This window comes from Achromobacter aegrifaciens (genome assembly GCF_902859965.1).
Taxonomy (GTDB): Bacteria; Pseudomonadota; Gammaproteobacteria; order Burkholderiales; family Burkholderiaceae_B; genus Achromobacter; species Achromobacter aegrifaciens.
The window spans coordinates 1,957,727-1,976,116 of sequence record NZ_CADIKO010000001.1; the positions used below are offsets into that span (position 1 = coordinate 1,957,727).

General features: G+C 65.9%; 18 protein-coding genes. 7 read left to right on the forward strand and 11 right to left on the reverse strand.

The window, feature by feature from the left end:
* Nucleotides 1-2: 2 nt before the first annotated feature.
* Nucleotides 3-1,538 (reverse strand): Asp-tRNA(Asn)/Glu-tRNA(Gln) amidotransferase subunit GatA, encoded by a 1,536-nt coding sequence (gatA, locus tag HV793_RS09125; protein WP_175162430.1) that lies wholly within the window; start codon nt 1,536-1,538, stop codon nt 3-5.
* A 3-nt stretch (nt 1,539-1,541) separates the two neighbouring features.
* Nucleotides 1,542-1,850 (reverse strand): Asp-tRNA(Asn)/Glu-tRNA(Gln) amidotransferase subunit GatC, encoded by a 309-nt coding sequence (gene gatC, locus HV793_RS09130; RefSeq protein ID WP_054456891.1) that lies wholly within the window; start codon nt 1,848-1,850, stop codon nt 1,542-1,544.
* A 227-nt stretch (nt 1,851-2,077) separates the two neighbouring features.
* On the opposite strand from gatC, the gene HV793_RS09135 reads away from it, so the two are divergent.
* The 5 genes from HV793_RS09135 (at nt 2,078) to rodA (ending at nt 7,720) form a co-directional block, all read left to right on the forward strand.
* Entirely contained in the window at nt 2,078-3,121 is a 1,044-nt protein-coding gene (locus HV793_RS09135; protein ID WP_006216320.1) for a rod shape-determining protein, read from the forward strand.
* 84 nt (nt 3,122-3,205) lie between these two features.
* Nucleotides 3,206-4,090, forward strand: a complete 885-nt coding sequence (gene mreC, locus HV793_RS09140; protein WP_042796087.1) for a rod shape-determining protein MreC — start codon at nt 3,206-3,208, stop codon at nt 4,088-4,090.
* Nucleotides 4,077-4,643, forward strand: coding sequence for a rod shape-determining protein MreD (mreD, locus tag HV793_RS09145; RefSeq protein WP_054456889.1), 567 nt, complete (start codon nt 4,077-4,079; stop codon nt 4,641-4,643). The genes mreC and mreD overlap by 14 nt, the downstream gene beginning before the upstream one ends.
* 15 nt (nt 4,644-4,658) lie before the next feature.
* Entirely contained in the window at nt 4,659-6,584 is a 1,926-nt protein-coding gene (mrdA, locus tag HV793_RS09150) for a penicillin-binding protein 2 (RefSeq protein ID WP_175213027.1), read from the forward strand.
* Nucleotides 6,584-7,720: a rod shape-determining protein RodA gene (gene rodA, locus HV793_RS09155; RefSeq protein ID WP_175213028.1), complete on the forward strand. Its 1,137-nt coding sequence runs from the start codon at nt 6,584-6,586 to the stop codon at nt 7,718-7,720. The genes mrdA and rodA overlap by 1 nt, the downstream gene beginning before the upstream one ends.
* Nucleotides 7,721-8,652: 932 nt before the next feature.
* Here the strand turns inward: rodA and HV793_RS09160 are convergent.
* The 5 genes from HV793_RS09160 to argB form a co-directional block, all read right to left on the reverse strand.
* Nucleotides 8,653-9,705 carry an Ldh family oxidoreductase gene (locus HV793_RS09160; protein WP_054457780.1) on the reverse strand — a complete coding sequence of 351 codons (1,053 nt, stop codon included), beginning with the start codon at nt 9,703-9,705 and terminating at the stop codon, nt 8,653-8,655.
* 12 nt (nt 9,706-9,717) lie between these two features.
* Nucleotides 9,718-11,211 carry a DASS family sodium-coupled anion symporter gene (locus HV793_RS09165; RefSeq protein WP_054457779.1) on the reverse strand — a complete coding sequence of 498 codons (1,494 nt, stop codon included), beginning with the start codon at nt 11,209-11,211 and terminating at the stop codon, nt 9,718-9,720.
* Nucleotides 11,212-11,525: 314 nt separating this feature from the next.
* Nucleotides 11,526-12,101 (reverse strand): nucleoid occlusion factor SlmA, encoded by a 576-nt coding sequence (gene slmA, locus HV793_RS09170; RefSeq protein WP_054457778.1) that lies wholly within the window; start codon nt 12,099-12,101, stop codon nt 11,526-11,528.
* A gap of 56 nt (nt 12,102-12,157) precedes the next feature.
* The gene (locus HV793_RS09175) at nt 12,158-12,904 is read right to left on the reverse strand and encodes a pyrimidine 5'-nucleotidase (protein WP_054457777.1); all 747 of its coding nucleotides are present in this window, start codon (nt 12,902-12,904) and stop codon (nt 12,158-12,160) included.
* Entirely contained in the window at nt 12,904-13,806 is a 903-nt protein-coding gene (gene argB, locus HV793_RS09180) for an acetylglutamate kinase (protein WP_013396740.1), read from the reverse strand. Before argB ends, HV793_RS09175 begins: the two co-directional genes overlap by 1 nt.
* A 265-nt stretch (nt 13,807-14,071) precedes the next feature.
* On the opposite strand from argB, the gene HV793_RS09185 reads away from it, so the two are divergent.
* Complete coding sequence (locus HV793_RS09185) at nt 14,072-14,860, forward strand: MetQ/NlpA family ABC transporter substrate-binding protein (RefSeq protein WP_054457776.1); 789 nt, start codon at nt 14,072-14,074, stop codon at nt 14,858-14,860.
* Between the two features lie 133 nt (nt 14,861-14,993).
* Here HV793_RS09185 and HV793_RS09190 read toward each other — a convergent pair whose 3' ends face one another.
* The 4 genes from HV793_RS09190 to HV793_RS09205 form a co-directional block, all read right to left on the reverse strand.
* Nucleotides 14,994-15,488, reverse strand: coding sequence for a peroxiredoxin family protein (locus tag HV793_RS09190; RefSeq protein WP_054457775.1), 495 nt, complete (start codon nt 15,486-15,488; stop codon nt 14,994-14,996).
* Nucleotides 15,485-16,225, reverse strand: coding sequence for a BON domain-containing protein (locus HV793_RS09195; RefSeq protein WP_119450186.1), 741 nt, complete (start codon nt 16,223-16,225; stop codon nt 15,485-15,487). Before HV793_RS09195 ends, HV793_RS09190 begins: the two co-directional genes overlap by 4 nt.
* Entirely contained in the window at nt 16,222-16,815 is a 594-nt protein-coding gene (locus HV793_RS09200; protein ID WP_054457773.1) for a phosphoheptose isomerase, read from the reverse strand. The genes HV793_RS09195 and HV793_RS09200 overlap by 4 nt, the downstream gene beginning before the upstream one ends.
* Before the next feature lie 87 nt (nt 16,816-16,902).
* Nucleotides 16,903-17,385 carry a YraN family protein gene (locus HV793_RS09205; RefSeq protein ID WP_175213029.1) on the reverse strand — a complete coding sequence of 161 codons (483 nt, stop codon included), beginning with the start codon at nt 17,383-17,385 and terminating at the stop codon, nt 16,903-16,905.
* 66 nt (nt 17,386-17,451) lie between these two features.
* Between HV793_RS09205 and rsmI the strand changes: the two genes are divergently transcribed.
* A complete protein-coding gene (gene rsmI / locus HV793_RS09210) occupies nt 17,452-18,387 on the forward strand; it encodes a 16S rRNA (cytidine(1402)-2'-O)-methyltransferase (protein WP_125471788.1) in 936 nt (311 codons plus the stop codon).
* The last annotated feature ends 3 nt before the right edge of the window (nt 18,388-18,390 follow it).

Here is an 18,390-nt window from a genome sequence, read left to right on the forward strand (position 1 = left end):
TCTCAGCCTTGCTGGACCGGGGCACGCGTGTGCCAGTCCGTCACTTGTTGGTAGCGGTCGGCGATGGCCAGCAGGCGGCCTTCGTCGAAATAGTTGCCGATGATCTGGAGACCCACCGGGCGCTGGTTGCCAGCGCCACCGAAGCCGCAGGGGATCGACATCGCAGGCAGGCCGGCCAGGCTCACGCCCAGCGTGTAGACGTCGGCCAGCCAGTCGGCCGTGGGATCGTCGCGGTTGTCGCCGATGTTCTTGGCCACCGTGGGCGTCACCGGCCCCATGATCACGTCGCATTGGTCGGCGTAGGCGCGCTGGAAGTCTTGCGCGATCATGCGGCGCAGGCGCTGCGCCTGCAGGTAGTAGGCGTCGTAGTAGCCGTGGGACAGCACGTAGGTGCCGATCAGGATGCGGCGCTTGACCTCGTCGCCGAAGCCTTCGGCGCGCGAGCGGCTGATCATTTCGTTCAGGTCGCCGTACTGGGCGGCGCGGTGGCCGTAGCGCACGCCGTCGTAGCGCGCGAGGTTGCTGGACGCTTCGGCGGGGGCGATGACGTAGTAGGCGGGAATGGCGAGTTCGGTGCGCGGCAGCGACACCGGCACGCGCACGGCGCCCAGGGCTTCGAACTGGACCAGCGCGGCCTCGACCGCGGCGGCCACGTCGGGCGCCAGGCCGGCGCCGAAGTACTCGGCGGGCACGCCGATGCGCAGGCCCTTCAACGGCTGGCTGCCGGCGGCGTCGAAACGGCCCTGGGCCGCCTCGAAGTCGCGCCGGACGCGGCCGGGCGCGTTGGCGGCGGCGTCGCATTTTTCCAGGCTGGTGGCGTCGCGCGGATCGAAGCCGCTGATGACGTCCAGCAGTTCGAGCAGGTCCCGGGCGCTTTCGGCCAGCGGGCCGGCCTGGTCCAGGCTGGAGCCGAAGGCCACCATGCCAAAGCGGGATACGGTGCCGTAGGTGGGCTTGATGCCGCTGACGCCGCACAGGGCGGCGGGCTGGCGCACCGAGCCGCCGGTGTCGGTGCCGGTAGCGGCCGCCACCAGGCGGGCGGCCACGGCGGCGGCCGAGCCGCCCGAGGAGCCGCCGGGCACGGCAGCGTGGTCCCAGGGGTTCTTGACCGCGCCGTAGGCGGAGTTCTCGTTGCCGGAACCCATGGCGAATTCGTCGCAGTTCAGCTTGCCGAGCGACACGGCGCCCGCTTCGCCCAGGCGTTCGACGACAGTGGCGTCGAACGGGCTGACGTAGCCTTCGAGCATCTTGCTGCCGGCGGTGGTGCGCCAGCCGCGGGTGACGAAGGCGTCCTTGTGGGCGATCGGGATGCCCGCCAGCGGGCCGGCCGAGCCGGACGCCAGCGCGGCGTCGGCGGCGCGAGCCTGGGCCAGCGTCAATTCGGCGTCAATATGTAAAAAGCAATTCAGGCCGCTGGCCGCTTCAGCGGCCGCCAGGCCGCTTTGGGCGAGCTCGACGGCGCTGATCTGGCGTTGCGCAAGGGCCGCGCGCAGGGCGGCGATCCCCTTGAATTGGGTGTGCAGAGCGGGTTTCGTCATGACTTAATCCAGGACCTTGGGAACCAGGAACAGGCCTTCCTGGGCGTCGGGGGCGTTGGCCAGCAGCTCCTCGCGGCGGGCCTCCGAGCTGGGTTCGGTCACGACATCTTCACGCAGGCGCAGCACGATGTCCTCATGGGCGGACAGCGGGTGAGCCAGGGGTTCGACCCCCTGGGTATCGACGGACTGGAGCCGTTCGATCAGGTGGAGGATGCCGTTGAGTTCGGCCTGCGCGACGGTGCGCTGGTCGGGGGTCAGTTCGATTCTGGCCAGCCGGGCAATGCGGGCCACATCTGTGTCATTGAGCGCCATGGGGGATTGCAAATCGATAAGCGAAGGCCGAGGGGCGGGACAGGGCAGTATGCATACGCCGAACCCGTTACAAAGCTTGAATAGCCTGCATTTATGCGCTATTTCCGGGGAAATTATAAGTTATGATTCACGGTTTAATCGCCGTGATGACAGGCGGACCCGTTGTTTTACGGGCCCTACGCCCCGCGGCATGTACCTCATTCCCCCCAGAATTTAGCTGAGCTCCCATGTTCGGATTCCTGCGCAGTTATTTTTCCAGCGATATGGCGATCGACCTCGGTACCGCCAACACGCTGATCTACGTCCGCGGCAAGGGCATCGTGCTCGATGAACCGTCCGTGGTCGCAATCCGTCATGAAGGCGGTCCCCACGGCAAGAAGATCATTCAAGCCGTCGGCCATGAAGCCAAGCAGATGCTTGGCCGCGTTCCCGGCAATATAGAAGCCATCCGGCCCATGAAGGACGGCGTCATTGCCGACTTCACGGTCACCGAGCAGATGCTCAAGCAGTTCATCCGCATGGTGCACCCCCGCAACATGCTGGCGCCCAGCCCGCGCATCATCGTTTGCGTGCCCTGCGGCTCCACCCAGGTCGAACGTCGCGCCATCCGTGAATCGGCCCTGGGCGCGGGCGCGTCCCATGTCTTCCTGATCGAAGAACCCATGGCCGCGGCCATCGGCGCCGGCCTTGCCGTGTCCGACGCCAGCGGCTCCATGGTGGTCGACATCGGCGGCGGCACCACGGAAGTGGCGGTCATCTCGCTGGGCGGCATGGTCTACAAGGGCTCCGTGCGCGTGGGCGGCGACAAGTTCGACGAAGCCATCGTCAACTACATCCGCCGCAACTACGGCATGCTGATCGGCGAACCCACCGCCGAACTGATCAAGAAGGAAATCGGCTCGGCGTTCCCGGGATCCGAAGTCCGCGAGATCGAGGTCAAGGGCCGCAACCTGGCCGAAGGCGTGCCGCGCAGCTTCACGGTCTCGTCCAACGAGATCCTGGAATCGCTGACCGACCCGCTGAACCAGATCGTCTCGGCAGTGAAGATCGCGCTGGAACAGACCCCGCCCGAGCTGGGCGCCGACATCACCGACAAGGGCATCGCCCTGACCGGCGGCGGCGCGCTGCTGCGCGACCTGGACCGCCTGCTGCAGGAAGAGACCGGCCTGCCCGTCGTGGTCGCGGACGATCCGCTGACCTGCGTCGTGCGCGGTTGCGGCGAGGCGCTGGAACACCTTGAGAAACTGGGCGCCATCTTCATCAACGACTAATTTTGCCCGCCAGCCCGGAGCCCCGCTTTTTCACGGCTCCGGCCGCTGCCGGAGCGACGGACGCGGGCGTCCGGGCTGATATTCATGCAACGACAAGGGACTCCTCCCCTATTCAGGCGCGGCCCACCTGCGGAGGTGCGGCTGGTCGTTCTGGTCGTCCTTGCGTTGGCCCTGATCGTCATGGATTCGCAATGGCGCATGCTGGAACCGGCGCGCCGCGCAATGTCCGTCGCGCTGTATCCCTTCCAACGCGCCGTCATGGCGCCGCGAGACCTCGTCCAGCAAGTGAACGAATGGGTCAACGCGGCCAATCTCATCCGTAGCGAAAACGAAGCCTTGCAGCGCCAGCGCATCGAGCTGGCCCAGGTGACCACGCATGGCGCCCAGCTGGCTGCCGAGAACTCGCAGTTGCGCCGGCTGCTCGGGGTGACCGATACCGTGGCGCAATCCGCGGTGGTGGTCGAGGTCATGTATGAACCCACCAACGCATTCACGCAGCGCCTGGTGTTCAACAAGGGCAGCAAGGCGGGGCTGGCCCCGGGCATGCCGGTGATCGACGAAGGCGGCGTGGTCGGGCAGATCGTGCGCGTCACGCCCATGACCGCCGAGGCGGCGCTGGTCACCGACGAACAGGTCTCCATCCCCGTGCAGCTGCTGCGCAACGGCCTGCGCCTGATTGCGTTCGGCGGCAACTCGCCCGGCAAGATGGAAGTTCGTTACCTTGCCGCCAACGCCGACATCAAGGAAGGCGATACCATCGTCACCAGCGGCGTCGGCGGGCTGTTCCCGGCAGGCCTGCCTGTGGCCAAGGTGACCTCGGTCGAACGCGACACCGCCTCCGGCTTCGCGCGCGCCGTATGCGAACCGCTGGCCCATCCCGAACGCTACCGCCACTTCCTGGTCTTGCAGGTCGATGTGGAGCGCGCCGAGTCCAACCGTCAGGAGGTCGATTCCGGTGGATCGGACTAATCAATCCTCGGGGCAGGCCGCGCGCCGCCTCGGCACCCCCAGCAACGTGCAGCCCGACCGGCTCTCCGGCCCGGCGCACGGCTTGTTCGTCTGGGCCACGGTGCTGGTGGCGTGGCTGGTGTCGCTGCTGCCCTGGCGCCTGTGGCAGGGCGCGCCCGACATCCTGCTGCTGATCATCGCCTTCTGGTGCGTGCATGAGCCGCGCCGCGTCGGCTTGTTCACCGCCTTCTTCTTTGGGCTGCTGATGGACGTGCACGACGCCGGCCTTTTGGGCGAGCACGCGCTGTCGTACACGCTGGTCGCCTACGGCGCGGTGGTGCTGCACCGCCGGCTGCAGCGCTTCGACCTCTGGAGCCAGGCCATGCACATGCTGCCTGTGTTCTTCATTGCCCGCTTCGTGACCCAGATCATCCACGCATGGCTGGCCGGCAAATGGCCGGGTTGGGACTGGGGCATCAGCGTGCTCCTGACCACCGCCTTGTGGCCGCTGGCGGGCTGGGTTCTGCACTTGCCGCAGCGCGGTGTCGACGACGCTGAATCCTCCTCCGCCTGACGGCGGCGCCGCGTCATGTTCGAATTCAAGAAAACCGGCCAGCAGCAGAAGCAGCGTTTCCGCCTGCGCGCCTGGGTGGGCGGGCTGTTCGCGCTGGCCTGCTTCGGCGTGCTGATCGGCCGCTTCTGGTACCTGCAGGTCGACCGCTACGAGGGCCTGTCCGAGCGCGCCGACCGCAACCGCATCGCGGTCGTGCCCATCCCGCCGCGACGCGGCGAGATCCTGGACCGCAATGGCGAGGTGCTGGCGCGCAACTACCGCACCTATACGCTGGAGGTCGTGCCGGCACAGGCAGGGAACCTCAGCGCGCTGTTCGAACGCCTGACCGAAGTCGTGTACATCAGCCCGGCCGACCAGCGCCGCTTCAAGCGCCGCGCCGCCGAGTCCAGCCGCTACGCCAGCCTGCAGCTGCGCAATAACCTCAACGAAACCGAAGCCGCCTGGTTCGCCGCGCATTCGTTCCAGTTCCCGGGCGTGGAGCTGCGCGCGCGCTGGGTGCGCGAGTATCCGCAGGGCGTGTCGGCGGCCCACGTGGTCGGCTACATCGGCCGCATCGCCGAAGGCGATATCGAAGAACTGGACCGCGCCGGCCAGCTGGGCAACTATCGCGGCACCGACGTCATCGGCAAGAAGGGCATCGAAAAGACCTGGGAGGAGCAGCTGCACGGCCGCACCGGGCTGGAAGAAGTCGAAGTCACCGCAGGCGGACGCCCCATGCGCACGCTGCGCCGGATCGACCCGGTGCCGGGCTCCGACATCATGCTGTCCATCGACCTGGGGCTGCAGAAGGTGGCCGAAGCCGCATTCGAGGGGCAGCGCGGGGCGCTGGTCGCCATCGACCCCGATACCGGCGAGGTACTGGCCTTTGTCTCGCAGCCTTCCTACGACCCGAACCTGTTCGTGGACGGTATCGACGTGGACAATTGGCGCATGCTGAACGAATCGCCGGACCATCCCCTTATCAACCGGCCGCTGTACGGCACCTATCCCATCGGTTCCACCTACAAGCCCTTTGTGGGCCTGGCCGCGCTGGAACTGGGCAAGCGCCGCGCCACCGATCGCATCTCCGACCCCGGCTATTACGAATTCGGCGGCCAGAAATTCCGCAACGCCGGCGGCGCGGCCTATGGCATGACCGACATGCACAAGGCGATCGTGGTGTCGTCCGACACCTATTTCTATTCGCTGGGTCCGGAAATCGGCGTGAACGCGCTGCATGATTTCGCCAAGCAGTTCGGCTTCGGCCAGATCACCGGCATCGACCTGGAAGGCGAAAAGCGCGGCGTGCTGCCTTCGACCGACTGGAAACGCTCGGCCTACAAGGACAAGGACCGCCAGCGCTGGTACGCGGGCGAAACGATTTCGGTGGCGGTGGGTCAGGGCTACAACGCATTCACGCTGTTGCAGCTGGCGCAGGGCACGTCCACCCTGGCCAACAACGGCCTGTACCGCCGCCCGCACCTGGTGCACGCGGTGCGCGATCCGCGCAGCGGCGTGGCCAAGGCCACCGAGTCCGCGCCCGACTACCGCATTCCCCTCAAGCAGGCCAACGTGGATGTGATCAAGAACGCCATGGCGGATGTGGTGCGCGCCGGTACGGCGCGGCGCGCGTTCGCCAATACGGCTTACCAGGCGGCCGGCAAGACCGGCACCGCGCAGGTGTTCAGCCTGCGCGGCGGCCATTACCGCGCCAGCGCCATTGACGAACGTCTGCGCGACCACGCCTTGTTCATGGGCTTCGCGCCGCTTGAGCATCCGCGCATCGCGGTGGCGCTGATCGTCGAGAACGCAGGCTGGGGCGCGAGCGTCGCCGCGCCGGTCGCGCGCAAGGTGTTCGACTATTGGCTGGCCAAGGACCGTCAGGACAAGATCGTGCGGCCCGACCGCGCCGACCCGCTGGCCTCGGTCGAGGAAATCGCTTCCGACGTGGTGCGCCGATAATGAAACGCCTGGGCCTTATCCTGCTACGTGTGTTCACGGCCTTCGATTGGCCGCTGCTGGCGATCCTGCTGATGTTCGCCGCGCTGGGCATGACGGTCATGCATTCCGCGGTGGGCGGCACGGACTGGCGCTTCGCCGAACAGTCGCGCAATTTCATCATCGCCTTCTTTGCCATGTGGACCATGGCCCTGATTCCGCCGAAGTGGCTGATGAAGCTGGCCTTGCCCTTCTACGTGGTGGGGGTGGTGCTGCTGTTGGGCGTGGAGTTCTTCGGCGAAACCAGCAAGGGCGCGACGCGCTGGCTGAACCTGGGCGTGACCCGCATCCAGCCTTCCGAGATGATGAAGATCGCCGTGCCCATGATGCTGGCCTGGTATTTCCAGCGTCACGAAGGCGCCGTGCGCATCCGCGACTTCCTGGCCGCCGCCGCCATGCTGGCCGCGCCTTTCGGCCTGATCGTGCTGCAGCCCGACCTGGGCACGGCGCTGCTGGTGTTCGGCGCCGGCTTTTTCGTGATCTATTTCGCGGGCCTGTCGTTCAAGTTGCTGGTGCCGGTCATGCTGGCGGGCATCATCGGCATAGGCACGCTGATCTACTACGAAGACCAGTTATGCGAGCCCGATGTGGACTGGGTGGTGCTGCACGACTACCAGAAGCACCGGGTGTGCACGCTGCTCAACCCCAGTTCCGATCCGCTGGGCAAGGGCTTCCATACGATCCAGTCGATGATCGCGGTGGGCTCGGGCGGGGTATACGGCAAGGGCTACATGAAGGGCACGCAGACGCACCTGGACTTCATCCCCGAACGCACCACCGACTTCATCTTCGCGGTGTACGCGGAAGAATTCGGACTCTACGGCGGCATCGCCATGCTGGTGCTGTATGGGCTGATGATGGCGCGAGGACTGACGATCGCGTCACGGGCATCGTCGCAGTTCGGCAGGTTGCTGGTCGGGGCGCTGACGATGATGCTGTTCATCTATGTATTCGTGAACGTGGGGATGGTGACGGGGATTCTGCCTGTGGTGGGGGTGCCGTTGCCGTTCATGAGCTATGGGGGGACGGCTTTGTTCACCATGGGGATTGCGTTTGGGATCATGATGAGTGTTAGTCGGCATCGGTCGGTTAAGACTTGATCTTTTTGGCGGCTGCGCGTTCTTCGTAGGTCGCCCGTAGGCGCGGGCGGCGTGGCGGCTCGCGCCCACGATTGCGGTCCGGAGCGTTCGCTCCGGACTTCCCCATCCTCATCACCGCCTGCGGCGGTTCCTTCGGATTCCGTCGGGCGCATCGAGGTTGCGAGCCGCCACGCCGCCCGCGCCTACGGGCTACGTACGTCTTGGGTCGCTGCGCTGCTAGATCCGTGATCGGTGACGAGTCTTGCGTTGCCCGTAGCTTACGGCCGCGCGGGCGGCCGTAAGCTACATACGTGGTTTTGGGCGTCGTGGCGATGGTCGCTTGCGCGTTTGCGGAGCGTGGTTTGCTAGTGGCCGCTCATCATCGGGGTGGGGCGGTGATGGGTGGTGCGCGGCAGGCAGCGGCTTGCGCTTGAGGATTTTCTCGCGCGCACCACCCATCCGGCACCGTGGCTTAGCGGTCGGTGATGATCAACGGCCTGGTGACGTTCGGTGATGAGCAGCACCCTTGAGGCGTTAACGCTGATGGGTGTCTCACACGCGCGCAGCGTCATTCTCAACCGTAAGACACCGCGGAAGCCTCGGAAGGCCGCCCGGGCGGCCGGCCCGAGGCGAGCCCCGCAAGATCCACCGCCATACCCCACCCGTTGCTAGAAAGCCAAGCACACAGCTCGCCCCAGCTGAGGCCGAATTGCAGTTGAACGAGCCCGTCGCGTCGGCGGCCCGCCATGCGCGGGGCGTCGATAAGCCCGACGGAATCCGAAGGAACCGCCGCAGGCGGTGACGAGGATGAGGATGGGGCAGTCCGGAGCGAAGGCTCCGGACCGCAATCGTTGCCCCGCGCATGGCGGGCCGCCGATGCGACGGGCGTCTTAAGAACCCAAAACGCCCGAAAGCAAGCAAATAAACGTTACCCGCAAGAACCGCCTACAACCTCAAGCAGGCAACGCCTCAGGCACCCCAAGGTCGACCGCCAGCTTGGTAAGACCATCCCAGATCCGGCTATCAAACGTCAGCGCGTCCTCGTTAAGCGCCCGGTTGCGAGCTTCGTACTCGCCCGGATACTGCACGCCTTCGACGCCCGGTTGCGGCTTGCAGGCGTGCAGGTAGTCGATGAACGCACCCACCTCCATCGACCGCCAATCCGTATTGAAGTCCACCTGCGGATCCAGCAGCAGCGCGAACATGTTGTTCGTGGCCACGCCGGTGCGTGGATGCTGCGGCTGGATCGTGCCGCCGCCAGACAGCACGCCGGCCAACAGTTCGGCCACCAGACCCAGGGCATAGCCCTTGTGGCCGCCGAACGGCAGCAGCGCGCCGGGCGGGTCGGTGAACAGCGCGTTGGGATCCGTGGTCGGATTGCCCTGGGCGTCGATCAGCGAGCCCGCGGGCGCTTCCTCGCCCTTGGCGGCCAGCACCCGCGCCTTGTTGACGGCGATCGAGCTGGTGGCCATGTCCACCAGGAACGGCGGACGGCCGCCCGGCAGCGGGCCGGCGAAGCACAGCGGGTTGGTGGTCAGGCAGGCCTGCGCGCCGCCGAAAGGCGCCACGGTCGGCGAGCGGTTGATCACGTTGGTGAAAGCCAGCAGGATCAGGCCCTTGGCCGCCACCATTTCCCCGTAGTGGCCCATGCGGCCCAGGTGATGGCTGTGACGCAGGGTCAGGATGCACTGGCCGTGCTCCTGCGTGCGCTCGATGGCCTTCTCGATGACGACCTTGCCGACATACTGGCCCAGCCCGTGGTGGCCGTCGTAGGCCAGCATTGCGCCGCGGTCGTTGACCAGTTCGGGCCGGCCGTCGGCCTGGGCCAGGCCCTCGGACAGCACGCGCCGGTAGTTCGTCAGGATGGACAGGCCGTGGCTGGTGTAGCCCACCCGGTCGGACTCGACCAGGTGCTCGGCCACGTCGCGGGCGATGTCCTCGGGCACGCCTTGGGCCATCAGCACGCGGCGGCCGTATTCATTGGCTTGGGCGATCGAAATCTTCATGGCGCGCCCTCCTTACAGCCAGCCCAGCCAGCGCCAGTAGGTCATGCCCATCAGCAGCATCAGCAGGTAGCCGACGATGGTGACGATGATGCCGACCTTGGCGAACTGCTTGGCGTTGAAGGTCTCCGTTCCCAGGCACACCATGTTCTGCGGCGCGTTGATGGGCAGGATGAAACCGTAGCTGACGACAAAGCCCAGCAGCATGGTCATGCCCAGGCGGCTGAATTCGCCCGGCAGCGTGGCCAGCACCGAGATCAGGATCGGCAGCATGGCCGAGGTCAGCGCGGTGGCGCTGGCGAAACCCAGGTGGATGACAATGAGGAAGGCGGCCAGGATCGCGAAGATCGCCAGCGGTCCGAGGTGGTCCAGTCCGGTGTGCGCCACGACCTGGTTGCCCAGCCATTGGCCAGCCTGGGTCGTCAGCAGGGCGGTGCCCAGGCTGATACCGACGCCGAACACGATCACGGTGCCCCATGGGATGCGCGATTGCACGTCTTTCCACGTCATCACGCCAAAGCGCGGCAGCAGCAGCAGGACCAGGCCGAAGTAGGTGGTGGAAGTGGTGTCGAACTTGTGCAGCTTGCCTTCGGTCGACCAGAACAGCAGCAGCATCAGCGACACGGCCATCAGGCGTTTTTGCGCGCCGGTCATGGGGCCCAGTTCAAGCAGCGACTTCTCGACGGCTTCCTTGCCTCCCGCGATGCTGTCGCTTTCCGGCGGCAGCAGCTTGAGCACGATGATGATCAGCACGGCCGACATGATCAGCGACCAGGGGGCGCCAGCGATCAGCCAGTCCGACCATGCCACGCGTTCGCCCAGCATCTTTTCCATGAAGCCGACGGTCAGCAGGTTCTGCGCGGCGGCGGTCTGGATGCCGACGTTCCAGATGCTGGTGGCCTGCGCCACGATGATCATGATGCCGGCGGCGATGTTGGAACGCTTGTCCACGCCGAAGGCTGCGATGACGCCCATCATGATGGGCACCACGGCCGCGCTGCGCGCGGTGGCGCTGGGCACCACGAGGCTCAGCACGATGGTCACGGCGATACATCCGATCAGGATGCGGCGCGTGCTGGTGCCCACCTTGGCCAGCGTCACCAGGGCGATGCGCCGGTCCAGCCCGGTGAAGGTCATGGCGGCCGCAATGAACAAGGCGCCGGTGACCAGCGCCAGCGCCGAGTTCGCGAAGCCGGTCAGCGCCATGCTGATCGCGGCCGAGGTGCCATAAACCACTTGCGGGTCTTTGATTGTCGGAGCCGTGCCCAGCAGGAAGGCCATCAGCGTCGTGATCATGATCGCGCTGGCTTCGTAGGACACGGCTTCGGTAATCCAGACCACCACTGCGAATGCCAGGATGGCGAGCATCCGGTGACCCGCGACGGGCAGGTCGGCGGGCAAAGGCATCATCAGCACGCCGATCATCACTAGGACGCCGGCGATGAGTCCGATTGGAATTTTGGTTTTCTTTGGGGCTTGCGAGGCAGGGACGGCGGCTTGCGCGGTCATATCCATCTCCGGTTGAGGTCAAACTGCCGACACACCGCCCCGCGAGCAACGGGATAGGTCAAATCGGTGTGTCGACGCTACAGCATGATCGTGACGGCATTGCGGAAAACCCGTATTGATACTGATCAAGCCTGTGGAGATTTGGGCTTGTGGAAAACCTCTGACGGGCATTATGCTCGTCGCCCCGCGCCGCCGGCAAGCGGAGATTGTTGCATGGAACAATGCAAATGGGCGGAAATAGAGACGGATGGAAAATTAATTAGATCGTTTCACGATACTAATTCGCGCCAGAGCCGGCAGGCAGCCCCGGCCGCTCAGCCCAGCGCCAGGCGCAGCTGCTCGTCCAGATGCAGCGTGGGCGCGATACGCCAGCCGCTTTGCGCGTAACGCAGCCAGCGGCCCAGCACCAGATGCGTCAGCAGGCTGGCATGCGCCGCGACATTGGCCTGCGGCGGCAGGCCGCCATCGGTGACCGCGATGCGCAGCGATTGCTTCAACGACGCCTCGATGCGGTCGTTGATGTGGTTGATGCGTTCCTGCAGGCGGTTGTCTTCCGTGACCAGCGCATCGCCGGTCAGCACGCGCGTCATGCCCTTGTTGCGTTCCGAGAAGGTCAGCAGCATGGAGACGGTCTGGTGGGCCTGGGTCAGGCCTTGGGGCTCGGCGATGGCGATCTGGTTCACCAGCGTGAAGATGCTGGTTTCGATGAATTCGATCAGCCCTTCGAACATCTGCGCCTTGCTGGCGAAGTGCCGGTACAACGCGGCTTCAGAGACTTCCAGGCGCGCGGCGAGGGCCGCCGTGGTGATGCGGGAGGCGTGCGGCTGCTCCAGCATCTCGGCCAGGGTTTGCAGAATCTGGGTCTTGCGCTCGCCGGGTTTGCTCGCCATGGAAGGGTCTGCTCTCGCGCAGGCTTGACGGTGAAGGGGAGGGGAGGAGCGCGCCGCTATCCCCGCAAGGGGCGTCGGCGTAACAGCAAATCACTGACGGAGTTTACCCGCAAGTCGACATAGGCCGGCCGCTGCGAACGGCCGCGGGCGAACGGCGTGCCGGGGTGATACACGTGCACCGTGCGCAGCCCTGCCTGGCGCGCGCCGCGCAGATTGGCCAAGGTGTCTTCCACCAGCACCGCGTTGCGCGCCTGCACGCCTTCGCGGGCCAGCACGTGGCGCAGCAGAGTGGGCGAAGGCTTGGGCCGGAACTCGCCGTGCAGCCGCATGTGCTCGATGGCCCAGAGGCTGTCGAACTGGCGCAGGATGCCCAGGCGCGCGAGCACCGCACGCGCATAGTGCAGCGGCGCGTTGGTCAGCAGCACCTTGCGGCCCGGCAGTCGGCTCAGCTTGTAGGCCAGCGCCTTTTCCGCGCGCACCAGGGGGCCGACGTCGAAGTCATGGCTGCGGTGCAGGAAATCATGGGGGTCCACGCCGTGATGGCGCACCATGCCTATCATGGTGGCGCCGTAGCGTTTCCAGTACTGCGAGCGCAGGTGGTTGGCAGTGTCGATGTCGACGTTCAGCGCCTCGACCACGGCCATGGTCATGCCGTGGTCGATCTTCGGGAAGATGGCGTGCGAGGTGTCGTGGAGCGTGTTGTCCAGGTCGAACAGCCACAGGCGTTCGGAATCGCCCGTGGCCGCGCGGCGCGAGCGGCGCACGCGCACCGCCGGCCGCAACAGGTAACGCTGTGCCCGCATCAGTGCGAGCTGATCATCGTGCCCACGCCCTGGTCGGTCAGGATTTCCAGCAGCAGGCAGTGCGGCACGCGGCCGTCGACGATGTGCACGGAGTTCACGCCGTTCTTGGCGGCGTCCAGCGCGGACGAGATCTTGGGCAGCATGCCGCCGGAGATCGTGCCGTCGGCGAAAAGTTCGTCGATGGTCTGGGCCGACAGGCTGCGCAAGAGCTTGCCGCCCTTGTCCAGCACCCCCGGGGTGTTGGTCAGCATCAGCAGCTTTTCAGCGCCCAGCACTTCCGCCATCTTGCCGGCGACGACGTCGGCGTTGATGTTGTAGGCCGTGCCGTCCTCGCCATAGCCGATGGGCGAGATGACGGGGATGAACTGGTCGTCCTGCAGCGCCTTGACCACGGCCGGCTCGACCATGGTGATGTCGCCGACGAAACCGATGTCGATGGGTTCGGACGGATTGTCCTTGTTGGCCATCAGCTTCTTCTGGGCCTGGATCAGTCCGCCGTCCTTGCCGGTCAGGCCCACGGCCTTGCCGCCGACCTCGTTGATCATCATGACGATGTCCTGCTGGACCTGGCCGCCCAGCACCCATTCGACCACTTCCATGGTTTCGGCGTCGGTGACGCGCATGCCCTGGATGAAGGTGCCTTGCTTGCCGATGCGGCGCAGCGCGTCGTCGATCTGCGGACCGCCGCCGTGCACCACCACCGGATTCAGACCCACCAGCTTCAGCAGCACGACATCATGCGCGAAGCTGCGCTGCAGACGTTCTTCCGTCATGGCGTTGCCGCCGTACTTGACCACGATGGTCTTGCCGTGAAATCGTCGGATATACGGCAGTGCTTCAGACAGCACAGCGGCTTTGACAGCAGGAGACGAAACGGCAGCAGGGTCGGGGGTGTCGGTCATGGCAGCTAAGTCGGCAAATATACGTATGAGTGGTTAGAAAAAATGCCTGCACAAAAACGCGTTCGGGACGCGGTAGCGCAAGCATACGACGGATTGTAGTACCCACAGGTTTCTTATGCTTTAAACCCATGTTCATATGCCCGACAAATAACCGGCATTCAGGTAAATTGGGGGCGATTTCGCAACGGCCGGCCCCGCAAAAGGGGGCCGGGCCACACCGGCAGGGGCATCGGCCCCGATTTTTTACCCATAAAAGAGGCAACACATGCGTTTGAACTTTGTCCGGTCCGCTCTGGCGGCGTCGGTGTTCCTGGTGGCGGCGAACGCCGCCCATGCCGAAAAAGTGGTGGTGGGCGCGACCCAGGTCCCCCATGCCGAGATCCTGGAAGTGGTGAAGCCGCAACTGGCCAAGGAAGGCGTGGAGCTCGACATCAAGGTGTTCAGCGACTACGTGCAGCCCAACCTGCAACTGGCGGATAAGCAGCTGGATGCCAACTTCTTCCAGCACAAGCCCTATCTGGATTCCTTCAACAAGGACCGCAAGGCCACGCTGGTGCCGGTGGCGCTGGTGCACGTCGAGCCCTTCGGCGGCTATTCCAAGAAGATCAAGAGCCTGTCCGAGCTCAAGGACGGCGCGACCGTCGCGATCCCGAACGATCCCTCCAACGGCGGCCGCGCGCTGGTGTTGCTGCAGAAGCAGGGCGTGATCAAGCTGAAGGATCCGTCCAACATCCTGGCGACGGCCGCGGACGTGGTCGAGAACCCCAAGAAGCTGAAGTTCCGCGAACTGGAAGCCGCCATGCTGCCGCGCTCGCTGGACGACGTGGACCTGGCGCTGATCAACACCAACTACGCGCTGGAGGCCGGCCTTGTCCCGACCAAGGACGCCCTCTTCATCGAAGGCTCGGATTCGCCCTACGCCAACATCCTGGTGACCCGCGCGGACAACAAGGACGCGCCCGGCATCAAGAAGCTGGTGCAGGCCCTGCACACGCCCGAGGTGAAGAAGTTCATCCAGGACAAGTACAAGGGCGCCGTGGTTCCGGCGTTCTGATTCCGGCCCGCCGTGGCCTGATCTGGAAACCGCCCATCGGGCGGTTTTTCTTTTGGGCGCCGTCGCGAAGGGGCCGGTTGCCGGGCGAAAAAAAACCGCCCTGTCGGGGCGGTCCTTTGTGGGGCTGGGGCGCTCAGCCTGCCGCAAGGGCCTTTTCCACGGTGGCATGGAATTCCGCCACGTCGTATTCGCCCAGGTAGCGCTTGATGATGCGGCCTTGCTTGTCGATCAGGAAGGCCGTGGGCGTGAGGCGGATGTCGCCGAAGGCCCGGGCAATGTCGCCCTTGGTGTCCAGGGCCACCGGGAAGGGCAGCTTGCGCGTTTCGGCGAAGTTCAGCACGAAGTTGGGCGGGTCGTAGTTCATGGCGACCGCGACCGCCTGGTAGCCCTTGGCGGCGTACTCGTTGTAGGCCGAGATCGTTTCCGGCATCTGCTTCACACAGGTCACGCAGCTGGTGGCCCAGAACTTGACCAGCACGACCTTGCCGCGCAGATCCTGCATCGAGAAGGTCTTGCCTTCCAGCGTGGTGAAGGTGACGTCGGGCGCGGTCTGGGCGGGGCGCATGACGAACCAGGCGCCGATGCCGACCGCCACCAGGACGGCCAACGCGATGATGGCTTTCTTCATTTGATGGGCATGGCCTCTACGCCGCTGCTGGTGCCGGCCGCGTTATCGCTGCTTGCGCCGGCGCCGCTTTCGATGGGCGCTTTGGTTTCCGTGGAAGTGTTGGACTTTGAACCGGTATTCGACAGCCGGATGGCTTCCTCGCGGCTGATCGTCTCGAACAGTTTAACCACCTTGGCCACGCCGCCGACGTCGGCGGTGGCGTTGGCGGCATATTCGCCTTCGGCCTGCGTCACCTTGCCCATCAGGTAGACCACGCTGTGGTCGGTGGTGACCGCGATGGTGCCGGACGGCACGTACTTGGTGTTGAGCAGGGCGGTCTTGACCTTGGAGGTCAGCCAGGTGTCGTTGGAGCGCGTGCCGAACGAGGCGATGGGGCCGACGTTCAACTGGTTGATGACCTGTTTGACGTTTTCCACGCCCTGGGCGATGGCGGTGGCCTGGTTCTTGGCTTCTTCGGTGGGCACGTCACCGGTCAGCAGCAGGTGGCCGCCGTAGGCCATGGCATTGACGCGGGCGGTGTCGCCCAGCTTCTGCGAGATCTGGCTCTGCGCCTTGAACGCCATGTTCTGGTCTTCGAGCTGGATGCCGGAGGTGCGGCGGTCCGTCACGACGACCGCGGTGGTGGCGGCCGCGCCGCCCACGATCAGGGGCGCGCAGGCCGACAGCGAGAGCGCGGCGGTGGAGAGCGCCGCGGCGAGCATCAACGGGCGGACTGCGGTACGGACGTCAGAAATCATTCGGTGTCTCCAAGCAGAAGAGCGTCAATGCCGTCGCACAGCGCGTGCAGCAGCAGAATATGGACTTCCTGGATGCGCATCGTGCGATCGCTGGGAACACATAGATGGACGTCCATCGGCGTAATGAGTTCCCCCATCACGCCACCGCCCTTGCCGGTCAGGGCAAGCACGTGCATTTCGCGGGCGCTGGCGGCTTCCATGGCGCGCACCACGTTGGGGGAATTGCCGCTGGTGGATATGGCTACCAGCACGTCGCCGGCCTGGCCGAAGGCGTTGACCTGGCGTTCGAAGATCTCGTCGAAGCCGTAATCGTTGCCCACCGCGGTGAGGATCGAGGTGTCGGTGTTGAGGGCGATGCCGGCCAGGGGCAGGCGTTCGCGTTCGAAGCGGCCCACCAGTTCGGCGATGAAATGTTGCGCATCGGCGGCCGAGCCGCCATTGCCGCAAGCCAGAATCTTGCCGTTGTTTGCCAGGGCGCCGAACAGCACGTCCACCGCCACTGCCAGCGGCTCGGCCAGGACGTTCATGCTTTGTTCGCACGCAGCCATGGCGTCGCGAAAGTGCGACGTCATACGAGAGGTCATATCCATGGGCGCGATTATCTCACGGGGCCGAGGCGTGGTTCTGTCCAGGCGTAACGACTGTTAGGCAGGTCGTTACCGGGGGAGGGGCGGACTTCAGGCCTGCCAGAATGCGCCGCGCAGCCACTGGGGATCGCCGGCGTCGAAGACGACCGCGTCAAAGCGCGCCGCCGGCAGTCTGCCGCGCCAGTGGCGCCGGGCCAGCTCCGGCAGCCAGTGGGCCGCGGCGCGGGACAGCCGGGCCTGCTTGTCCGGCCCGATGCTGGCCGCGGCGCCACCGTAGCGGCTGGGCCCACGCGATCGGACCTCGACGAACACCAGCGTGTCGCCGTCGCGCATGGCCAGGTCGATCTCGCCGGCGCGGGTCTGCAGATTGCGCGCCAGCAGGACCAGGCCGCGCGACTGCAGCAGGCGCAAGGCGGCGTCCTCGTGGTGGTCGCCCTTGCGTTGGGCGGGCGAGCGCCGTGGCGGCGGACGATCCGCGGGCGCTGCGCGGGTGGAACGGCGCCGGCGCCTGGCGGCGCGGCGGCGGGCCGCCAGGGCCAGTTCGCAGGCCAGTCGCAAGGTGTCGTCCGTCATGGGTGCTCCGGAAGTGGCGGGCATAGGCGGCTACACTGACATGGTTTCCCGTGTCTGTAGGCTGCAATGAATCAAAATGTCTCACCTCCCCCTGCCGGAGATGCCTGGTCCCGCGTTTCTGAACGCGTGGCGGGGCAGCATTGGCCTGCCTCGACGCTGTATGTCGTGGCCACGCCGATCGGCAACCTGGGCGACCTGGGGCTGCGCGCCTGGCACGCTTTGCAGCGGGCCGACGTGATCGCCGCCGAAGACACGCGCGCCAGCCGCGCCCTGCTGGACGCCTGGGGCGTGGGCACGCCGCTCATGGCCGCCCACCGCCACAATGAAGCCGCCGCGGCCCAGGCCATCTGCGAACGGTTGGCCCAGGGCCAGCGCGTGGCGCTGGTATCGGACGCCGGCGCACCCGCCGTCAGCGATCCGGGCGCACGCATCGTGCGTGCCGTGCGTGAAGCCGGCTTCGGCGTGGTGCCGGTACCCGGTCCCAGTGCGGTCATCGCCGCGCTGATGGGTAGCGGCGTCACCACCGACGAAAACCCGGGCTATGCCTTTGCCGGATTTCCGCCGCCCAAGGCGGCAGCGCGCCAGCGCTGGCTGCGCACCTGGTGCGCCTTGCCCGCGCCGATCGTCATGTTCGAATCGCCGCATCGGCTCGCGGCTACGCTGGCCGACCTGCTGGAAGTGTGCGGTCCGGACCGGCTCCTGACCGTGGCGCGCGAACTGACCAAGCGCTTCGAAGAGATCGCGACCTTCCCGATGGGCGAGGGCGCAGCCTGGCTGGCCGCGGATACGCACCGCGAGCAGGGTGAATTCGTGCTGATCGCGCACGCGCCCGCTGAACAGGAAGCGGATGAAGAAGCCGATCCGCGCACCGATGCGCTGCTGGACGCCTTGCTGGAGTCGCTGTCGCTGCGCGATGCCGCGCGCGTGGCCGCCAAGGTTTCCGGCCTGCCGCGGGACGTGCTGTACAACCGGGCGCTGGCCCGCAAGAAATCGGCGGAGTAAGGC